Below are 16,613 nucleotides of genomic sequence, written 5' to 3'. Positions count from 1 at the left end.
ACTCTTCTGTGGGTGTTGACAATAGGTTATATTCTGCAATGTTTATGGACTTATTCGCAACGGTGTACCTCATGCTTTCAGCCTTAAACCTTAAACCTTCTTCGATAGCCGTGCTGCTAGTCAACTGCTTTTTTACGAGCAATATAGCTGCATCGACAAAGCCGTTAAAGCTATGTGCTCTATATCCACACCTGAAAGATTCGTATTGGTTATCCGTAAATTATGGCATGGTTGATGAGGCGGTACGATTAGGCATCACCCTCAAAGTTTTCGAGGCTGGAGGTTACCCTAACAAACAAAAACAACAAGCTCAGCTAGAAAAATGCCACGAATGGAATGCAGACGCCATTATTTTAGGTACGGTAAGTCCAGATCTTTATTTGAAAAAAATAAATCAGCTAATAGGCAACACTCCTGTTTTCGCCAGTGTTAATGCACTGTCACTCGATCCCAAATCTAAGCAACTTAAAGGTCAAGTAGGTGTAGATTGGTATTGGATGGGTTATTACGCGGGACAATATCTCAAAGACAAACACCCAAAGAACTCAGGGCAAGTCAATATCTCGCTCTTACTAGGTCCTAAGTCAAGTGGCGGAACTGATCCTGTGATGCAGGGTTTCATTGATGCGGTTAAAAGCAGCGATGTTCACATTGCTCAATCACACTGGGCTGATAACGACAAGGAATTACAGCGTAACTTAGTCCAGCAAGTCATTGAGAGAAACGACATAGATTATATCGTAGGAAGCGCCGTTGCGATTGAAGCTGCGATCAGTGAATTACGAATCGCAAATAAGTCTGGTGAAATTGGTCTTATCGCTACTTACTTAAGCCATGGTGTTTATCGTGGTTTACTTCGTAATCGAGTTGAGTTCGCTCCCACTGACAAAATGGTGCAGCAAGGGCGGATGTCGGTTCAACAGGCAGTCAATCATCTTCGCGGATTACCCTATCAATCCAAGCAAACTCCTGTTATTGAACCGCTAACGCCCGAAAAGCTTAATCCAAATGTGATATCCCAATCTTTGTCACCGTCAGAATATCGCCCTACTTTTCATGTTAATAACTAGGATAGAAATGATGAAAAAAACCACACGTACGATGTCAAAAAGCAAACATATCGCTCTTGTCGCTCATGATAACTACAAGCCAGAGCTACTGCGATGGGTCTTGGAACATAAGACAAAACTACAAAGTCACACTTTGTATGCCACAGGCACAACGGGAGCAATGCTGAATAAAGATACGGGCCTAAAGATAAAAAGTATGATTTCTGGTCCTATGGGGGGCGATCAGCAGTTAGGAGCACTTATTTCTGAAGGTAAGATAGATATCCTGATCTTTTTTTGGGATCCACTTAATGCCGTTCCGCACGATCCCGACGTCAAAGCACTATTAAGAATAGCAAGTGTGTGGAATATCCCAGTTGCGGCCAACCGAGCTACTGCAAATTTTCTGGTTACTTCAGATTTGATCGAATCTGAGGTCAGTATAGAAATTCCAGATTATCAAGCCTACCTTGCTGAAAGACTTTGATTGATGCAGTGCTGCCGGTTAATTTGATTCAACAAAGATATGGGCGTACTTATGAGCCGCGACCGCAGAGTGGTTTAGCAAAGTGGAGAGAAAAGCCGTTGAATCGTCGGAATTTGAAACAATATCAGATATCAAGATAGACTCGTCTTTTATTGTTACAACCGCTGCTGCCGAAGGCTCACCTTGATGGAAGCCGACATATAAGTCACAAGGTTCAGAAAAGATTATCTGGCTTAAAAATTCAACCACCAAGGCTTGATCTTGTTCGCTATTCCAGCGCTTAGCTTGTAACAACGAAAACATGACCGTTAATCGGTGAAAATCCACTTTATAAATGTCGTCCTCAGCAAATTCTGCATTTGCAGTCGGCAACGTTTTTATTTGACTACAAGAACGAGAATGAGCCGCAGATAAATACAGCTCTCGTCCCAACAGGCTCTCTTGGGTAGGAAAATCGACTTCTACTTGCTGGCTAAACCAATGATTTTTGATTTCAAGAAGTTCATTTGGACTTTGGTCCATATTTCAAGCCTTATGGGAAAACATGGGGCAAGCTTATAGACAACGACATGACGTCACAAGTATTTTTAACCATCCACTCAAGTTCCATCTAGAATATTTGGGTTCAACCTGTTTTAATTTGCCTAACTAAATGAAAAAGTGACAGATAAAATCATGTTAAGGAAAATAGCCGCGGTAACTATGCTCTCTCTTGGACTCACTGCTTGCGATAACAATGAGGTTGGCGATGTGTCTTTGGGCTTGTTTACGTTAAAAGATATCAAAATCGAAAATTTAAAAGATGATGTGGTAACCGGCGTAACCTGCCATATCGCCTCAGTTGAAGCCGACTTTAGCTTAGCTGATCCAAGTGATAGCTCTATTTCATGTCGTCAAACTGGAGATATAACACCAGAAATGATCGCTAAAATAGACAAGAGTAAGTCGGGCGAAGTCGTGTTTAGAAAGTCAAAAAGCATATTCTTTAAGTCTATGAAAGTTAGGCGAATTTATGATTCAGAAAATCAGACTTTGCTCTATTTATCCTACACAACAAAAGAAACAGAGGGTAGCTTCAAACACAGTTTATCAACGGTTCCACTCTGGGGTACGAAAGCATATTCTACAGCGGTTATAACCAAATAGTAGACAGGGCCAGTGTATGAAAAATTGGCCCTATTCCCTGTAAATAAAATGGAAGCAATCCTATTATAATGTGATATGATGCGCGAAAATTTCTAACCCTGTTCAAAAGATGAAATTTCCTGGACAACGTAAATCTAAGCACTACTTCCCTACTCACGCTAGAGATCCACTTGTCAACCAAATGAAGCAAACACCAAAGCTTTTTAGGCCGATTATCGTCGGTGTTGGTCAGACAATTGTTGATATCGAAGCAAGAGTTGATGACGACTTCTTAGCAAAATATGACTTGAGCAAAGGTCATTCATTAGTGGTTGAAGAAAGTACAGCGGATGAATTATATGCTGAGCTGGTCAATCGCGAGCTAATCACGCACCAATACCCCGGAGATACTATTGGCAACACGCTGCATAACTACTCCGTACTCGCAGACAGTAAGTCTGTTTTACTGGGTGTGATGTCTAAGAATATCGAAGTTGGCTCGTTCGCTTATCGCTATTTATGTAGAACATCATCGCGAATGAACCTCAATCATTTGCAAATGGTGGAAGGTGCTATCGGGCGTTGTTACACCCTAATCTCTAAAGATGGTGAGCGAACCTTTGCGATAAACGAAGGGTATATGAATAAGCTCCGTCCAGATAGTATTCCTGAGGATGTATTCGATAAAGCCTCTGCACTTATCGTTTCGTCCTATTTGATGCGCGGTAAACCCGAAGACCCAATGCCTAAAGCGGTAGCCAGAGCTATAGAAATTGCTAAGTCTAAAAATGTCCCAGTGGTTTTAACTTTAGGGACAAAATGGGTCATTGAAGGTAATGCCGAATGGTGGCAAGACTACATCAAAGAAAATATTTCGATTGTTGCGATGAATGAAGAGGAAGGAGAAGCACTTACTGGTGAGAAAGACCCTCTTCTGGCTGCCGACAAAGCTCTTGAATGGGTTGATCTTGTGCTATGTACCGCAGGTCCTGTAGGTTTATACATGGCAGGATACACGGAAGATTCGGTCAAGCGAACAACAGAGCTGCCATTGCTTCCCGGCAATATTGCTGAATTTAATAAATATGAATTTAGCCGCGCTATGCGCAAAGAAGATTGCACTACACCTATCAAAGTATACTCTCATATCGGTCCATACTTAGGCGGCCCACTTGAGATCAAAAATACCAACGGTGCAGGAGACGCGGCACTATCGGCACTTTTGCATGACATGGCAGCTAACAGTCACCACCATATGAATGTACCTAATTCATCTAAACACGATCACCCCTACCTGACTTATTCTTCTCTATCGCAGATTTGTAAGTATGCAAACCGTGTAAGCTATGAAGTATTAACCCAGCATTCCCCTCGTTTATCAAGAGCTTTGCCAGAAAGGGAAGATAGCCTTGAAGAAACTTATTGGGATCGTTAATCTATTTACAGAGAGCAGTTCTTAACTGCTCTATTCCCAAACTAAGCGCCCTTTCATTGCTCCCTGCCTAGACTAAACCTCTATTTTCGTCACTTATACCAAGTCTAAAAAGACGATATATCATAGCCTTACAAGATAGCATTCCGATATGGCATATCCTAAGAGTGCATAATTGATATATTTATAATTAGCAACTACTCTTCAAAGAGTTGTTAATCAACCGATCAAACCAATAACTTAGGTAGTCACATGAATATTAAGAATAAACTATATTCATTAGGTGCAGTCGCCGTTTTAGGAGTTGCCTCATTACTCTTGACGACCTCCCATTTTGCTCAAACTTCTGAGCAGCTCAACAAAGCGACCTTACTTGTCGCGAAGCTCGAAATTCGCCTCCTTAACTTAAGACGTAACGAAAAAGACTTCCTTCTACGAAAGGATATGAAGTACCTCGATAAGTTTGATGAGAACATGGATATTTTCCTCGGCTTAGAGTCTGAATTATCACCCGTATTAGAGGCTAATGATCTGCCCTCCAGCGCTTCAGTTCGCGATGGCATACTCAAATATCAAGCCGGATTTACTAACTTGGTCAATGGCTATAACGCATTGGGCTTAAAATCCGAAGAAAAATTGCGAGGTCAATACAATTCCGCACTGTCCAATATCAAGTCGTCACTCTCGAGTGATCAGCTTGTCAGCCTTGCAGAATTTGACTCGGGCGTAGCGAAAGGTGAAGTAAAAGAAAGCTTGTTACCTTACAACTCAAGCCAAGTACTCTCCACAGCTAAAGACGTAGTCGCACAGATGAAAGTTATTGGCCTTAAGTACAACGAAGGACTTTTGGGCGAAACTAGGGGTTTATCGCACAACGTTGAAAAGCAATTTAAAACATTCGCTGCAGCATTAGCCGAGCAAAGTGAAACTACTCGAAAAAGCCTAGACGCCATCAAACAAGGCGTAAGCCTCGCGGTGATGATCTTCATTTTGGTGTTTATTTGGCAGATATCCCGTTCGATCAACCAACAAGTTTCAGCCTTGCTTGGAATAATACAAGAGATTGCTCAATCAAATAATGTGTCCCTTCGCTCCCAGCTCAAAGGCAACAACGAGCTAGTCTCTATTGGTACTTACTTCAATCGCCTATTAGATAAGCTGGAAGATCTGATATCAGGAACACAAGCTAAATCGTCTGAACTTTCTAGTAGTACACAAAGTATGCACGATGAGTTACACGGTGTGATTGAACAATTCCACATTCAAGCGGATCACACCTCAACAATGGCAACATCTGTGCAGGAGATGGTTTCGACTATCAACGAGATTTCTGAAAGTACTGCTGTCGCTGTAGAAGGCGTTCATCAAGCGACAATCAATGCACAAAGTGGTCGTTCGGTGGTTGAAGAAACCGTAAGAAATATTGGTGAGTTGTCCCAAATCCTCTCTGACAGCCAAGGCTCCATTAGCTCACTTAATGACCATGTAGACAAGATTGGTGATGCGGTAAACATTATCCAAGGCATTGCTGAACAAACCAACCTACTCGCCTTGAATGCCGCGATAGAGGCGGCTCGTGCAGGCGAACAAGGCCGCGGGTTTGCTGTTGTGGCAGATGAAGTGCGAGCGTTAGCGAGCCGAACGCATCAATCAACCGAGGAAATCACCAAAGTCGTGACCGATATCCAGACTCAAATGGCGACAGTTGTCACCAACATCGACCAATGTAATGAACAAGGTCAGCAAACCTTAACGGCCTCTGAAACATTGGATGACAGCCTAGGTCAAATCATAACGGATATGACCAACATCCAAGCCAATTCAGAACGTATTGCCTCCGCAATTGAAGAGCAAGGTAGTGTTATGAATCAAGTGAGCGACAGCATTACTGAGTTAAATACTATTTCAGAGGGTAATATGCAATCTGCTCAAAATTGTCTTACGGAGGTTGATAAAGTATCCAATCAAGCTGGAGATATGGACCAAGCGGTTGCTGAGTTCCAAACTTCAAAATAGTTAGTTGCCGTTTGTATAAAGCGCTTCACCAGTGAAGCGCTTTTTTTGTGACAGTAAATAAACACTGAATCAAGAAGTATATTTCAAAATGTGCAGCCCTCACATAGTCTGCACATATCGCTAACAAAAAATCTGACCGAATTATGGTATATATGTCCGACTAACGTAAGTTTGGAAAAGTTATGAAAAAGCATTGGAGCATTCTCGTTCTCACGTCTACTGTTAGTCTTTGTAGTCACGCCGCAATACCACAAGCTACGCAAGACTTTATTGCCGGTTCAGAGCAGATTAAGACCACGTATCAACAGCACTTACTTTTTCTGCCTCCATTTAAACTTGGCCATTACGCTATTCGCATGTATCGTCAGACAGGCGATAGCAGTTATCAGACGGGAATTTGGGTTGATACTGCTCGTGTAGCCAGTAACCTAAACCGAATAGCCAATGAGTTATATAATCCCTCTCTTATTGAGCAAGCTTCAAAGAATATCGATAAACGCTACCAAAACTCAGACCCAGTAAAAGAATCATTAAGAAAGAAAACGCTCCAACAATATACAGAATATATAGAGCTTGCTGTTAATCTTATTGGCTCAATGGCTCGAGCGGATGAGTTAGGACTCAAACATATTCAAGATGACAAATTACGTGCGCTACTCAACCATTATGATTTCGCAAACTATGCGATAGACCCAGATATGATCAAAGCATGGGCCGCCCAACTGTCTAATCAGGTTTATTGGCTTAAACAGCTGGGTGTTCAAGATATCGTTGATGAGTATATCTCAGCGTTTAAGAAGACTTATCCTGACCATCTTGATACTCAGCTAACTGATCAACAATACGCCAACAAAATTTATGGCCTAACGCATATTATTATCGCTGCGTCTGGTTATTATCAGCATTCTATTAACGAGAAAGACTATCAGTGGGTTTATGACTATTTTCGCAGCAACATAGACACCATTATTGCAAGAACAAAAGAGGATGTGATTGCAGAATCAGGCATAGTGTTTTTATTAGCAGGTCTACATGACGACCCAGCACTGATTAAAACACAGCGCCATATTCTAAACAGTATCGACCCCAAACATAATATGGTACTCAGTACCACCGGAAGTGCAGACATTAGTAAAGGAGAGCATCGTAATGTTCTTTCAGCGATCCTTTTAAATTGGCAAGGAACCAATAGCTCAGTAAATATACAGCAGAGCCCTCACCTCTTTCCAACCTTACCTTATGGTCTGGTTGCAAAGTAGCAAGAAGATGTAACGTCAAGTGATTCAGAAAATCCGGCATGTTTACAAGGGAAACTCTATTGAGGTGTGTGTCCTTATAACTTCTGACTCAAAACTCTCAAATTAAAAAGGCCTCACATATTGCAAGGCCTTGGGTTTTAGTTCAGCACACTATGATATTTAGTGTGTGTCCTTTTAAATACTATGTAGGTGTGTGTACTTTTAAATACTTTCTTTTTCGACCTCTAAAAATTCGCTCCACTTTTCTAATAAACGCGCTGTATTTTTTTCACTAGAACCAAGATCTGGTTCTTCGGTGGGCATATATCTAACAAAACCAACTATAGATTCAGGGTATTCAAAATCGGCATAAATCTGTTCTACTACTCCCAATGGATCAGAACAGCACTCTCGATTTTCATACACCCAAGCTAAAATCAGAAACAACCATTTTCTCAAAATCACTTCTTCATCCAACTCTGGTTGTATGGAAGCTAGTTCATCAATATATGGGTGAATATCATCGTTTTTATTGAGTGACGCAAGATCTAATAACTGTTCCGGATATTCATCAAGTAATGCAAGTTCAGCCATTGCGGCCTGAATCGCAAATTCTCGAGATACAAATCGCTTCTGAACAGCTACCAAAATTTCTCGCCAGGATACTGTGGCTAGAGACGAAGTAAAACTATAAGTAGGTAGACTAGGTAAATATTTCATATTGGTCCTCCTTACTGGGTTATCTTAGTAGGAACACCATTAATCCTACCCTTTTTAAACAACTGGTGTGATACAGTGCCATCTGATTCGAGCAAATACTCAAAAACCCCAGATTTGCCATCTAAAGTGCCTTTAGTTTGCAGCAATGTTCTTTGCACTCCATCTCCCCCCCGAATTATGAAGACCTTTCCTGCGGCCAGTTGATCCTTTGTTAGAAAACTAGCTGCCAAATGATTTTTATCTTGTTTGGTAAGTGCTGTCCCCACCCTGTCTGCTTTAATAATTTCTTCTGCGGCAAGAGATGAACGAAGTTTTTCAAAACTGGCAACATTAGTCGCATCATGCACCTTTGAGCTCGCGGTGAGCATATCAACCGCTTCATCGGAGTGTTTCGCTACCGTATAAGCGACTTTACCCGTTTTAACCGCTGCTTTACCGACTGGACCTAGCAGTATCGTCGCACCCGCAAGGTTACGATCTAGGTCACCAAGCTCGACCCCGCCAAATATCGTCTCGCCTGTACTAAACTCATAAGCCGCTTTAAGGTTACTGACAACAGGAATAAAGTCCATCGTCAGTTCGACAGCTTCAACTAGGCTAAAGTCAAAGTCGAACATTCCCCCGAGCTCATTTTGAGTATAATCGATATACGAACCAATAAAGCCATGCGCGAAATTGGTCGCAAAGTCTCCACCATAAATCTCGCTGGTGATCATACCCCCGACAACGCCAGAAACAAAGCTCTGAACCAGAGTTGTAAGATTTTGCGTGTATTGATGAATATATCCATTAGCCGTGGTTTGCAAAAACGAGGCAAGGAAGGTATCAGAGAAGTCTCGGTCATAGATCAGGCTGTCGGCACCTGCCATTCCAACACTTTTAATGACATTACTGACCGTGTTTGCTAGCGTGGTTCCTTCGCCAACTAAATCGATCATATACTGAGTTTCCATCAAACCATGAGCAACACCAGCAGCAATTCCTCCAGTAAGGGCTCCATGTAAGATAGACTTTTCAATCCCTTTAAGATCTCCCTTACTGCTGATCACATGACTGGTCGCTGCAACAGTTGCTCCTGTTGCGGCCCCCGCCAATGATGTAGCAACCATGCCTGCACCAAACTGCGCTACCATCACTTCAGAGAAGTAGGTCATTGCATATGGGCTAACCCACGCAGCCACCGCCATCGCGAGCACCATTTCGGGGTTTTCTTTGATCATTTGACCAACGATCTTAACTCCATGGCGCACGTCCGATTCCCAGCGACCAACTTCATGACGAGCCCGCCTTTCGAAGCGTTTCGCTTCGTGACGAATTTGACGCTCTACCCGCTGAACTTCATTACGAACGCGGCTTTCGGCACGTTTTACCTCGTTACGCACTCGACTTTCAGCACGCTTCGCCTCTGCCCGAATTTGATTGGCGACTCGACTGGCTTCTCGCGCGAGTTTTTTAAAACCTCTCCCGATTTCTTTGCCTAATGATTTGAAACCTCTCCCAATTGATTTAAACGCTCCCCCAAATGAAAAATAGCCGCTTGGATCAATGTTGTTGACAGGGTTATTTAGATTAAAGGTGTAGCGATTGTAATTCGCCACTGACTCTTTGCCTTTAATAAAGGCATCGGCTTGAATAAAGCGTGCCAAATACGGGTCATACACTCTACCCTTCATATGAATCAGGTCAAAGCCTGCAACACCCACATGACCAAACATAGAGCTATAAGTCGGTGAAACGGCAAAAGCATCATCCATTTCAGGCATGAGTACATTATGCGTTGAACCAAACGGGTCAGTGAAGGTTTGTGAAGTAATCGTACCTTCAGCGTTGGTGACCATTATCTGCTGACCGAGTCGGTCAGTATGAGAGTAGGCAACCGAACAAGAAGACTCACTACAGGTTAGCGCAAAGCCATTGCCCCCATAAGTCTCGTATTGTTTGTTACCAGAGGTTTGATTATAGGTATAAGCACCAGATGAGAACGATTTTTCGGTTACCCATTCAAGGCTTGATACATCAAAACGCTTATCGGTGCGGACAATCTGTTGACCGTCTGGCCCATAGGTAAAGCGAGTTTCATCTCTATCAACGACTGTGTTGTCTTGATTGTCTGAGACGCGACCAACATAGACAAGGCGATTGCTCTCGTAGCGGAACTGTCTAAGCCCATCCGATAACATGTTGCCATTTTTGTCATAAGTAAAGTGACGAGTCTCACCATTCTCCTCTTCAAGACGAGTCAGCTTAAACGGATCAGCGGATTCATAGTAATAATCACCCACACCAGTTTTGTAGGTAATGTTGCCATACTTATCATATTCAAACTCGGAAGTGGCTGAGATAAACCCGTTTGCGTTGATCTCTTGGCAAATACCGTTAGCGCAGAATTGCTTAATAGTATGAGCTTTTAGCCTGTCTTGTTCATCATAACGGTATTCATCTTCAAATGAGGTTTCGCTACGATTACGGTAGTAAAAATGGCGTTTACGGCTAGACAAGAGGTCATCAGAGTTATAACGATATTCATAACGATACACCAAGGAGCCACTGCGTGTTGCCGACTGTTCTAAGAGTTGGCCTGATACACGATCATAGCGATAAAACTCTTCTAGACCATTACCAAAACGCACATTCGTGACACGTTGCTGGGCATCTTTAGCTAGGATTTCTTTATAAAGTTCACCGGTTTGAGCATTGGTCCACTTATATGGCGAGCCATTGCTGTAGCCAATTTCAAGTGCAAACTCATTACCTAGACGAGAGGGTGTCGTCTCCTTTTTAACTTGACCGTTACTGTTATACTCGTAGGAAGTCGTCTGGGTGTAGCCGTCTTCTAAAGTAATCTCTCGTTTTTTAAGCCAGCCATTGGGCCACTCGTAGGTGTTAACTTCCTCATATATTGTCTCTTGGTTAGCACAGGTTTGTTGTCTACCCGCAACCTTAACAACACGCTTTGGCTCTGCAAGTGGCAGTTTAGTTGGGAACTCGTAACACACGGTTGACTCAGGCGTCGACATGCGTATTACTCGATTGAAGTTGTCATAACTAAACTCGGTGCGGTCGCCGTTGGCATCCTGCTGCCAAGCAAGTTGTCCTTTTAGATTGTAGTGATATTTCCAATCTCCACGAGATGGGTCAATAGTTTGTGTTCTTTGCCCACGCGCATCGTAAACATAAACAATCTTGGTTTCTGGGTTACTGTTAAGTTCAGATGACGTCAATTTACCCAACGCATTGTAGGTAAAGCGAATGGTATTGCCGAGATGATCATCAACCTGATATAAAAGCCCTGTAATGTCATGATAACGACGGACAACATTGCCCCACTTATCATATGACTCGGTCACATTATCAAGTAGCTCTGAGCGACTTTCACTTTGGCCATTAACTTCATATTCGATTTCGCGTGTTTCAGCATCACCTTTGACAGCGTATGTTACTGCTTCATCACCTTCAAAATGCGGTAATAGTAGCTGTTTCGAATATTTGTCTTGTTTGAGTTCGGCTGAGATGATGAACCTGTCGTCCATCCCTTTTAGGATTTGGTACTGACCGCGACTAGTCACACACGTCATTGCACTTGGTGTAGCGTTATATACAACCGAGACTGTGTCACTAGGACAAACTGCCACCCACTCATTCAAGCGTGCTGGCACATCGTCAATTGCGTAAAACTCTGTCTTTTTAGTGATACCACGAGCTGTTTTTGCAACCACTCGGTTTTTGTCATCATAATGGGTTTCCTCATAAGGAGTTCCATTAATTGACGACGTTTCCACTCGACCTGTCGCTGTAGTTCGATACTGATAGTCTATACATTGACCATTTTCACATCGCTGCGTGAGGTTATCACCTGTATATTGGCTTGTCTCACGCAATACGACCTGACCATTGACCTTTCTAACTCGCGCCGTCACTCTGCCTTTCGCATCCTGAGTGACTGCATCACTTGTGGTATAGCCCCCCTGACGCGTGATCTGTTCAACCAGTTTATCGTCTCGATAAACATACTCAAACTCTTTAACCAATTGATCGCTAACGCCGTTTTCATAGGCCGGACTGATGACACTACGACGTTCAATCTTACCCACTGCATAATCATTTTCAAATCGATACTCGACTTGGTCTTCTACCTGCTCACCATTGTTGTTATCAGTAATGGTGATGCGTTTTTCTAGGCGATTTTGGTCGTCATAGCTGTTTTCAATCGTTTTAGTTTGGCTGATATTGCCGTCAATATCATACACTGACTCAACAACACGCGCTTTCTGCGCTTGACCATTGGATGTCAGTCGCCATTCGATATCGGTTTCAGACAATCGATATTCAGTATTATCGATATGCCCAAAACGTTCGATTTTATTGGCAAGCCCAGCATAGTCACCATGAGTGATATAAGTGGTCAAGTTACGTGTGTTACTGCTCGGGTTTGGCACACTTTCTTGACTCAAAAACTGAGGCTGTCCCGATGCATTAACAGTATAGGAGTATGTCGATTTAGCTCTGCTAGAACCAGAAGTTTGCTTGGTATCACGGCTTACAATTGCCATCACACCACCCATGTATTTATAGTTGTTGGTGACGACTTGTTTATCATCCTTCCAACCTGCTAAATATGGGAATTTGTTTAAATTCGCGGAACGCCCATAGTCAAGCTGAATCGGTAAGTAACAACTTGGTTCACTCTGAGATTTTAAGCGTTCACATTGACCAATCGCCGATAGATAGTTAGCTTGATATGGCGCCTTGGCCCAACCAGAGCCGTTCGCATTCTTGATGCCAGAGGCATCATCGACCCAAGTTTGTGTCTTGAAAAAGTATGAGACAACCTTATCTTCATGCTCAACATCGATTGTGGTGAGATTACCTGCCGTATTAACCGTTACACTTGGATCGGCTTTTAGAGACTCCAACCCTTCAATTCGGTAACTGTTTTCAACAAAAGATAAACGAGCCTGTGTTTGCGCAAAAGGAATCGATAAAGAGAGCGCAGCTTGTCCACCATCAGTCACATAAGAATCAACACTGATACTGTTTTCAGTTTGGGCAAATGAGGCATAAGGATAGGCAAACTGACTTTTAATCAGGCCAGAAACAATGCCTGACTGAACGACACTGGGAGATGATTTGTAATTATTAATCGAAAACTTATAGCTTCCCATCCTTACATATACGGATGAGCTTGAACTATATGAGTTGTGGGCTGCGCGCGCCAATTTATTTTTTTGGCTTGTGCGAACAAACTCATTGTACTGAGTCGTTTGTTTAGGAGTAAAACGTTCTGCTTTCCACTGACTGCCTTGTTTCCAAACACGCAGATAGCTAGTTCTTTCAATTTCTGGCGTTTCAGGCCCCAAAGGGATGGGAGTAACAACATCTCCATGAATTAAAACCATGGGTCTAGGTTCTACCAACTTTGCATAAAATTGGTAGGTGTCTCTACTTACATCTTTCATGTACACATCAACACGCGTTGCATGGGCTGATGAGACAACAAACATGAGTAGGAAAAATATAAATTTATGTATTTTCATTTTATTTGTATTTATCCAATAATTTCCACTGCGCTTCGTAAACCAATATCTTTAAAGTCCTTACTCCCTCCAATTTCAGTCAATTAACAAAAAAAAACGACTAACCAAACAAAGTTAACCGAATAAAAAAAGGTAAAATAATATCATTTGAAAATACTATTTTCCACATCAATACCCAAGAGGAGAAGAAAGAGATTAGGATTAAGAAAAGCGCAGATTATCATTATCTTTTGACTAGAAAATGGACTAGCAGAAAGTTGAAAGTGGTTAAATTGGTGAAAAAAGCGTAGATTATGATTTGAGATTAATAGCGTAAGAAGTAGCCACAATTTGAGCAAACTACAAGGCCCAAACAAGCTCCCTCACCCAATAAATTATTTGGTTTGAGCTGCCACGCCATTTTATGGTGAGATCTTTTTTGTCTTGTTCAAACTTGCCGTCAATAAGGACATCGACTTGCTGAACAATAGCGCGTTGCTTTGGAGAAAGTGACTTGAGTATATAACCCGTCCATAACCAAATATCTTTGTCTGGACACTCTTGTTTTACACGTTTTACCAGAGCCAATATCGACTCTACATTAGCAGGATGAAGCGGATCACCGCCCGACAAAGACAGCCCCCTTCTCTTTATTCGCGTATCATTAAGGTCAGCGATGATCTGGTCTTCCAGCTCTTTTGTAAACAAATGACCAGAGTCAACACGCCAAGTGGATTGGTTATAGCAGCCTTTGCATTGATGCTCACAGCCTGAAACGAACAAAGTGCAGCGCGTTCCCTCTCCGTTTACAACATCCACTGGGTAATAGACATGATAGTTCATGGTTTAGAGATGTTTCACGCGGCGAATGACCTCTTGCTGCTTGCCTGCGTTAAAAGGTCTTGCATCTGGGCTGCCTAAATAACCGCATACTCGCCTTGTTACAGACACTGTGGAGGAATCGTGATTGCCACAGTTGGGACAGCAAAACCCTTTACTTGTGCAATCAAATTCCCCGCGATAACCGCATTCATAGCATTCATCAATCGGTGTATTGGTGCCATAGTAAGGCACTCGTGAGTAACTGTAATCCCAAACATTTTCAAGCGCCTCAATGTTCGATTCCATATTGGGAAATTCGCCATAACAAATAAAGCCACCACTTGAAATTTCAGGGTACGCCCTTTCAAAGTCAATTTTATCGTAAGGGTTGACCTTCTTTTCCACATCAAGGTGAAAACTATTGGTGTAATAGCCTTTGTCCGTCACTCCTTTGATTACGCCGAATTCTTTGGCATCAATACGGCAGAAACGATGACACAAGTTTTCACTTGGTGTGGCATACAAGCTGTATCCGTAGCCAGACTCTTCACTCCACTGGTTAGCTGCGCGTTTAAGATGTTGCACTATTTTGAATGCTTTGGCTTGCAGATCAGTACTGTCATATATATGGGCCTCATTATCATACAAGGCGATAATGGCTTCATGAAGACCTATATAACCAAGCGAGATTGAGGCTCGCCCATGTTTAAAAATGTTTGCTATTGGTTCTTGTGCTTTTAGCCTTACTCCGCAAGCCCCTTCCATATACAAAATTGGGGCAACGCGAGCTTGCACGTTTTCTAGCCGAGCAATTCGAGTTTCTAACGCCCTGCGAGCAAGTACAAGTCTTTGATCAAGTAATGTATAAAACTCGGCTTCGTCTTGATTTGACTGCAAAGCAATTCGAGGAAGGTTTAGGCTGACCACACCCAAATTATTGCGTCCATCATAGATAAACTCACCGTTTTCTTGGTAATCGTTGAGGAAACTACGGCAACCCATTGGGGTTTTAAATGACCCTGTCACTTTTACCACTTGGTCATAGTTGAGAATATCCGGATACATACGCTTTGACGCACACTCTAGTGCGAGTTGCTTGATATGATAATTGGGATCGTTGCGACTACGATTTAGCCCTTGTTTGATGGTAAATACGAGCTTAGGGAACACCGCCGTTTTACGGTTTTTTCCAAGCCCCGCTAAACGATTTTTTAATATGGCTTGCTGAATCATACAAGAAGCCCAGCACGTACCCAACCCAAAGCCAAAAGTCACAAACGGCGTTTGCCCGTTAGCTGTGTGCAAGGTATTCACCTCGTATTCCAAGGACTGGAAAGCATCAAAACACTCTTTTTCGCTACGACTACGAGCAAAACTTTGTGAATCTTCTATGTTCCACTCTTTGGCAACCGCAAGATGCTTTTCATAACTTGCCATAACGTAGGGCGCAAGCACTTCATCAATACGATTGACGGTTGTACCTCCGTATATATGGCTAGCCACTTGAGCAATAATTTGTGCGGTCACCGCTGTAGCAGTAGAGATCGACTTAGGCGTATCTATTTCAGCATTGCCCATTTTAAAGCCATGAGTCAACATGCCTTTTAAATCAATCAGCATACAGTTAAACATGGGGAAAAACGGCGCATAGTCTAAGTCGTGATAATGGATATCGCCTTTGTCATGAGCAGCCACAATATCTCGAGGAAGAATTCGAGTTTTTGCGTAATGCTTGGCCATAATCCCTGCCAATAAGTCTCGCTGAGTCGGAATGACTTTGCCATCTTTGTTGGCATTCTCATTGATCAAATCAAGATCACTTTGAGCAATTAATCCTTCGATTTCCCTCGTTAACCCACTTTGTTTTTCTCTCGCAATATCACGATCATGGCGATACTCAATATAAGAACGAGCAAGCGACGGAAATGGACCTTTCATCAACTCATTTTCAACTAGGGTCTGGATATCCGCAATATCAATCTGGCGATGATCCTTAAGCTGAGCTTCTATGATAAGCGCTACCTCAAGCGCATAAACCGCGATATTTTTGCCTTTGACCTCTGAAGCAGCCTCCACGGCTGATTGAATACGCCCACGACAAAAAGGCACCTTTGAGCCATCACGTTTCATTACAATTGGTTTCACTTATCCTCCTTAATCCAATCCACAACAGGTCTAAAATCACAATATAATGATAATAACTAACAGCTA

11 protein-coding genes are annotated in these 16,613 nt (G+C 42.5%); 6 read left to right on the top strand and 5 right to left on the bottom strand.

The window, feature by feature from the left end; genetic code table 11:
- Positions 1-71 precede the first annotated feature (71 nt).
- Positions 72-1,070: a TMAO reductase system periplasmic protein TorT gene (gene torT / locus FIV01_RS15285; protein ID WP_152431867.1), complete on the top strand. Its 999-nt coding sequence runs from the start codon at positions 72-74 to the stop codon at positions 1,068-1,070.
- Positions 1,071-1,080: 10 nt separating this feature from the next.
- Positions 1,081-1,536, top strand: a complete 456-nt coding sequence (locus tag FIV01_RS15280; RefSeq protein WP_152432750.1) for a methylglyoxal synthase — start codon at positions 1,081-1,083, stop codon at positions 1,534-1,536.
- An 18-nt stretch (positions 1,537-1,554) separates the two neighbouring features.
- Here the strand turns inward: FIV01_RS15280 and FIV01_RS15275 are convergent, their stop codons facing one another.
- Complete coding sequence (locus FIV01_RS15275; protein WP_152431866.1) at positions 1,555-2,058, bottom strand: flavodoxin; 504 nt, start codon at positions 2,056-2,058, stop codon at positions 1,555-1,557.
- 153 nt (positions 2,059-2,211) lie between these two features.
- Here FIV01_RS15275 and FIV01_RS15270 point away from each other — a divergent pair, with 153 nt between their 5' ends.
- The 4 genes from FIV01_RS15270 to FIV01_RS15255 all read left to right on the top strand — a co-directional run bounded on the left by FIV01_RS15270 (position 2,212) and on the right by FIV01_RS15255 (position 7,368).
- Positions 2,212-2,682 (top strand): CreA family protein, encoded by a 471-nt coding sequence (locus FIV01_RS15270; RefSeq protein WP_152431865.1) that lies wholly within the window; start codon positions 2,212-2,214, stop codon positions 2,680-2,682.
- Between the two features lie 109 nt (positions 2,683-2,791).
- Complete coding sequence (locus FIV01_RS15265; RefSeq protein ID WP_152431864.1) at positions 2,792-4,096, top strand: inosine/guanosine kinase; 1,305 nt, start codon at positions 2,792-2,794, stop codon at positions 4,094-4,096.
- Between the two features lie 249 nt (positions 4,097-4,345).
- The gene (locus FIV01_RS15260) at positions 4,346-6,109 is read left to right on the top strand and encodes a methyl-accepting chemotaxis protein (RefSeq protein WP_152431863.1); all 1,764 of its coding nucleotides are present in this window, start codon (positions 4,346-4,348) and stop codon (positions 6,107-6,109) included.
- Between the two features lie 182 nt (positions 6,110-6,291).
- The gene (locus tag FIV01_RS15255; protein WP_152431862.1) at positions 6,292-7,368 is read left to right on the top strand and encodes a DUF3541 domain-containing protein; all 1,077 of its coding nucleotides are present in this window, start codon (positions 6,292-6,294) and stop codon (positions 7,366-7,368) included.
- A 201-nt stretch (positions 7,369-7,569) separates the two neighbouring features.
- Here the strand turns inward: FIV01_RS15255 and FIV01_RS15250 are convergent, their stop codons facing one another.
- From FIV01_RS15250 to nrdD, 4 genes are all read right to left on the bottom strand, one after another.
- The gene (locus FIV01_RS15250) at positions 7,570-8,067 is read right to left on the bottom strand and encodes a DUF2247 family protein (protein ID WP_152431861.1); all 498 of its coding nucleotides are present in this window, start codon (positions 8,065-8,067) and stop codon (positions 7,570-7,572) included.
- Between the two features lie 11 nt (positions 8,068-8,078).
- Positions 8,079-13,601 carry an RHS repeat-associated core domain-containing protein gene (locus FIV01_RS15245; RefSeq protein WP_152431860.1) on the bottom strand — a complete coding sequence of 1,841 codons (5,523 nt, stop codon included), beginning with the start codon at positions 13,599-13,601 and terminating at the stop codon, positions 8,079-8,081.
- 339 nt (positions 13,602-13,940) lie between these two features.
- The gene (gene nrdG / locus FIV01_RS15240; protein WP_152431859.1) at positions 13,941-14,423 is read right to left on the bottom strand and encodes an anaerobic ribonucleoside-triphosphate reductase-activating protein; all 483 of its coding nucleotides are present in this window, start codon (positions 14,421-14,423) and stop codon (positions 13,941-13,943) included.
- Between the two features lie 3 nt (positions 14,424-14,426).
- Positions 14,427-16,547: an anaerobic ribonucleoside-triphosphate reductase gene (gene nrdD / locus FIV01_RS15235; protein WP_152431858.1), complete on the bottom strand. Its 2,121-nt coding sequence runs from the start codon at positions 16,545-16,547 to the stop codon at positions 14,427-14,429.
- Between the last annotated feature and the right edge of the window lie 66 nt (positions 16,548-16,613).

Source organism: Vibrio aquimaris, assembly GCF_009363415.1.
GTDB classification, from domain to species: Bacteria; Pseudomonadota; Gammaproteobacteria; order Enterobacterales; family Vibrionaceae; genus Vibrio; species Vibrio aquimaris.
This window is presented reverse-complemented; position numbering and strand designations above follow the sequence as displayed.

Excerpts from the sequence above, each read along its gene's own strand:
- torT (WP_152431867.1), top strand. The coding sequence starts at position 72 with ATGCTTTCAGCCTTAAACCTTAAACCTTCTTCGATAGCCGTGCTGCTA.
- FIV01_RS15280 (WP_152432750.1), top strand. The coding sequence starts at position 1,081 with ATGAAAAAAACCACACGTACGATGTCAAAAAGCAAACATATCGCTCTT.
- FIV01_RS15275 (WP_152431866.1), bottom strand. The coding sequence starts at position 2,058 with ATGGACCAAAGTCCAAATGAACTTCTTGAAATCAAAAATCATTGGTTT.
- FIV01_RS15270 (WP_152431865.1), top strand. The coding sequence starts at position 2,212 with ATGTTAAGGAAAATAGCCGCGGTAACTATGCTCTCTCTTGGACTCACT.
- FIV01_RS15265 (WP_152431864.1), top strand. The coding sequence starts at position 2,792 with ATGAAATTTCCTGGACAACGTAAATCTAAGCACTACTTCCCTACTCAC.
- FIV01_RS15260 (WP_152431863.1), top strand. The coding sequence starts at position 4,346 with ATGAATATTAAGAATAAACTATATTCATTAGGTGCAGTCGCCGTTTTA.
- FIV01_RS15255 (WP_152431862.1), top strand. The coding sequence starts at position 6,292 with ATGAAAAAGCATTGGAGCATTCTCGTTCTCACGTCTACTGTTAGTCTT.
- FIV01_RS15250 (WP_152431861.1), bottom strand. The coding sequence starts at position 8,067 with ATGAAATATTTACCTAGTCTACCTACTTATAGTTTTACTTCGTCTCTA.
- FIV01_RS15245 (WP_152431860.1), bottom strand. The coding sequence starts at position 13,601 with ATGAAAATACATAAATTTATATTTTTCCTACTCATGTTTGTTGTCTCA.
- nrdG (WP_152431859.1), bottom strand. The coding sequence starts at position 14,423 with ATGAACTATCATGTCTATTACCCAGTGGATGTTGTAAACGGAGAGGGA.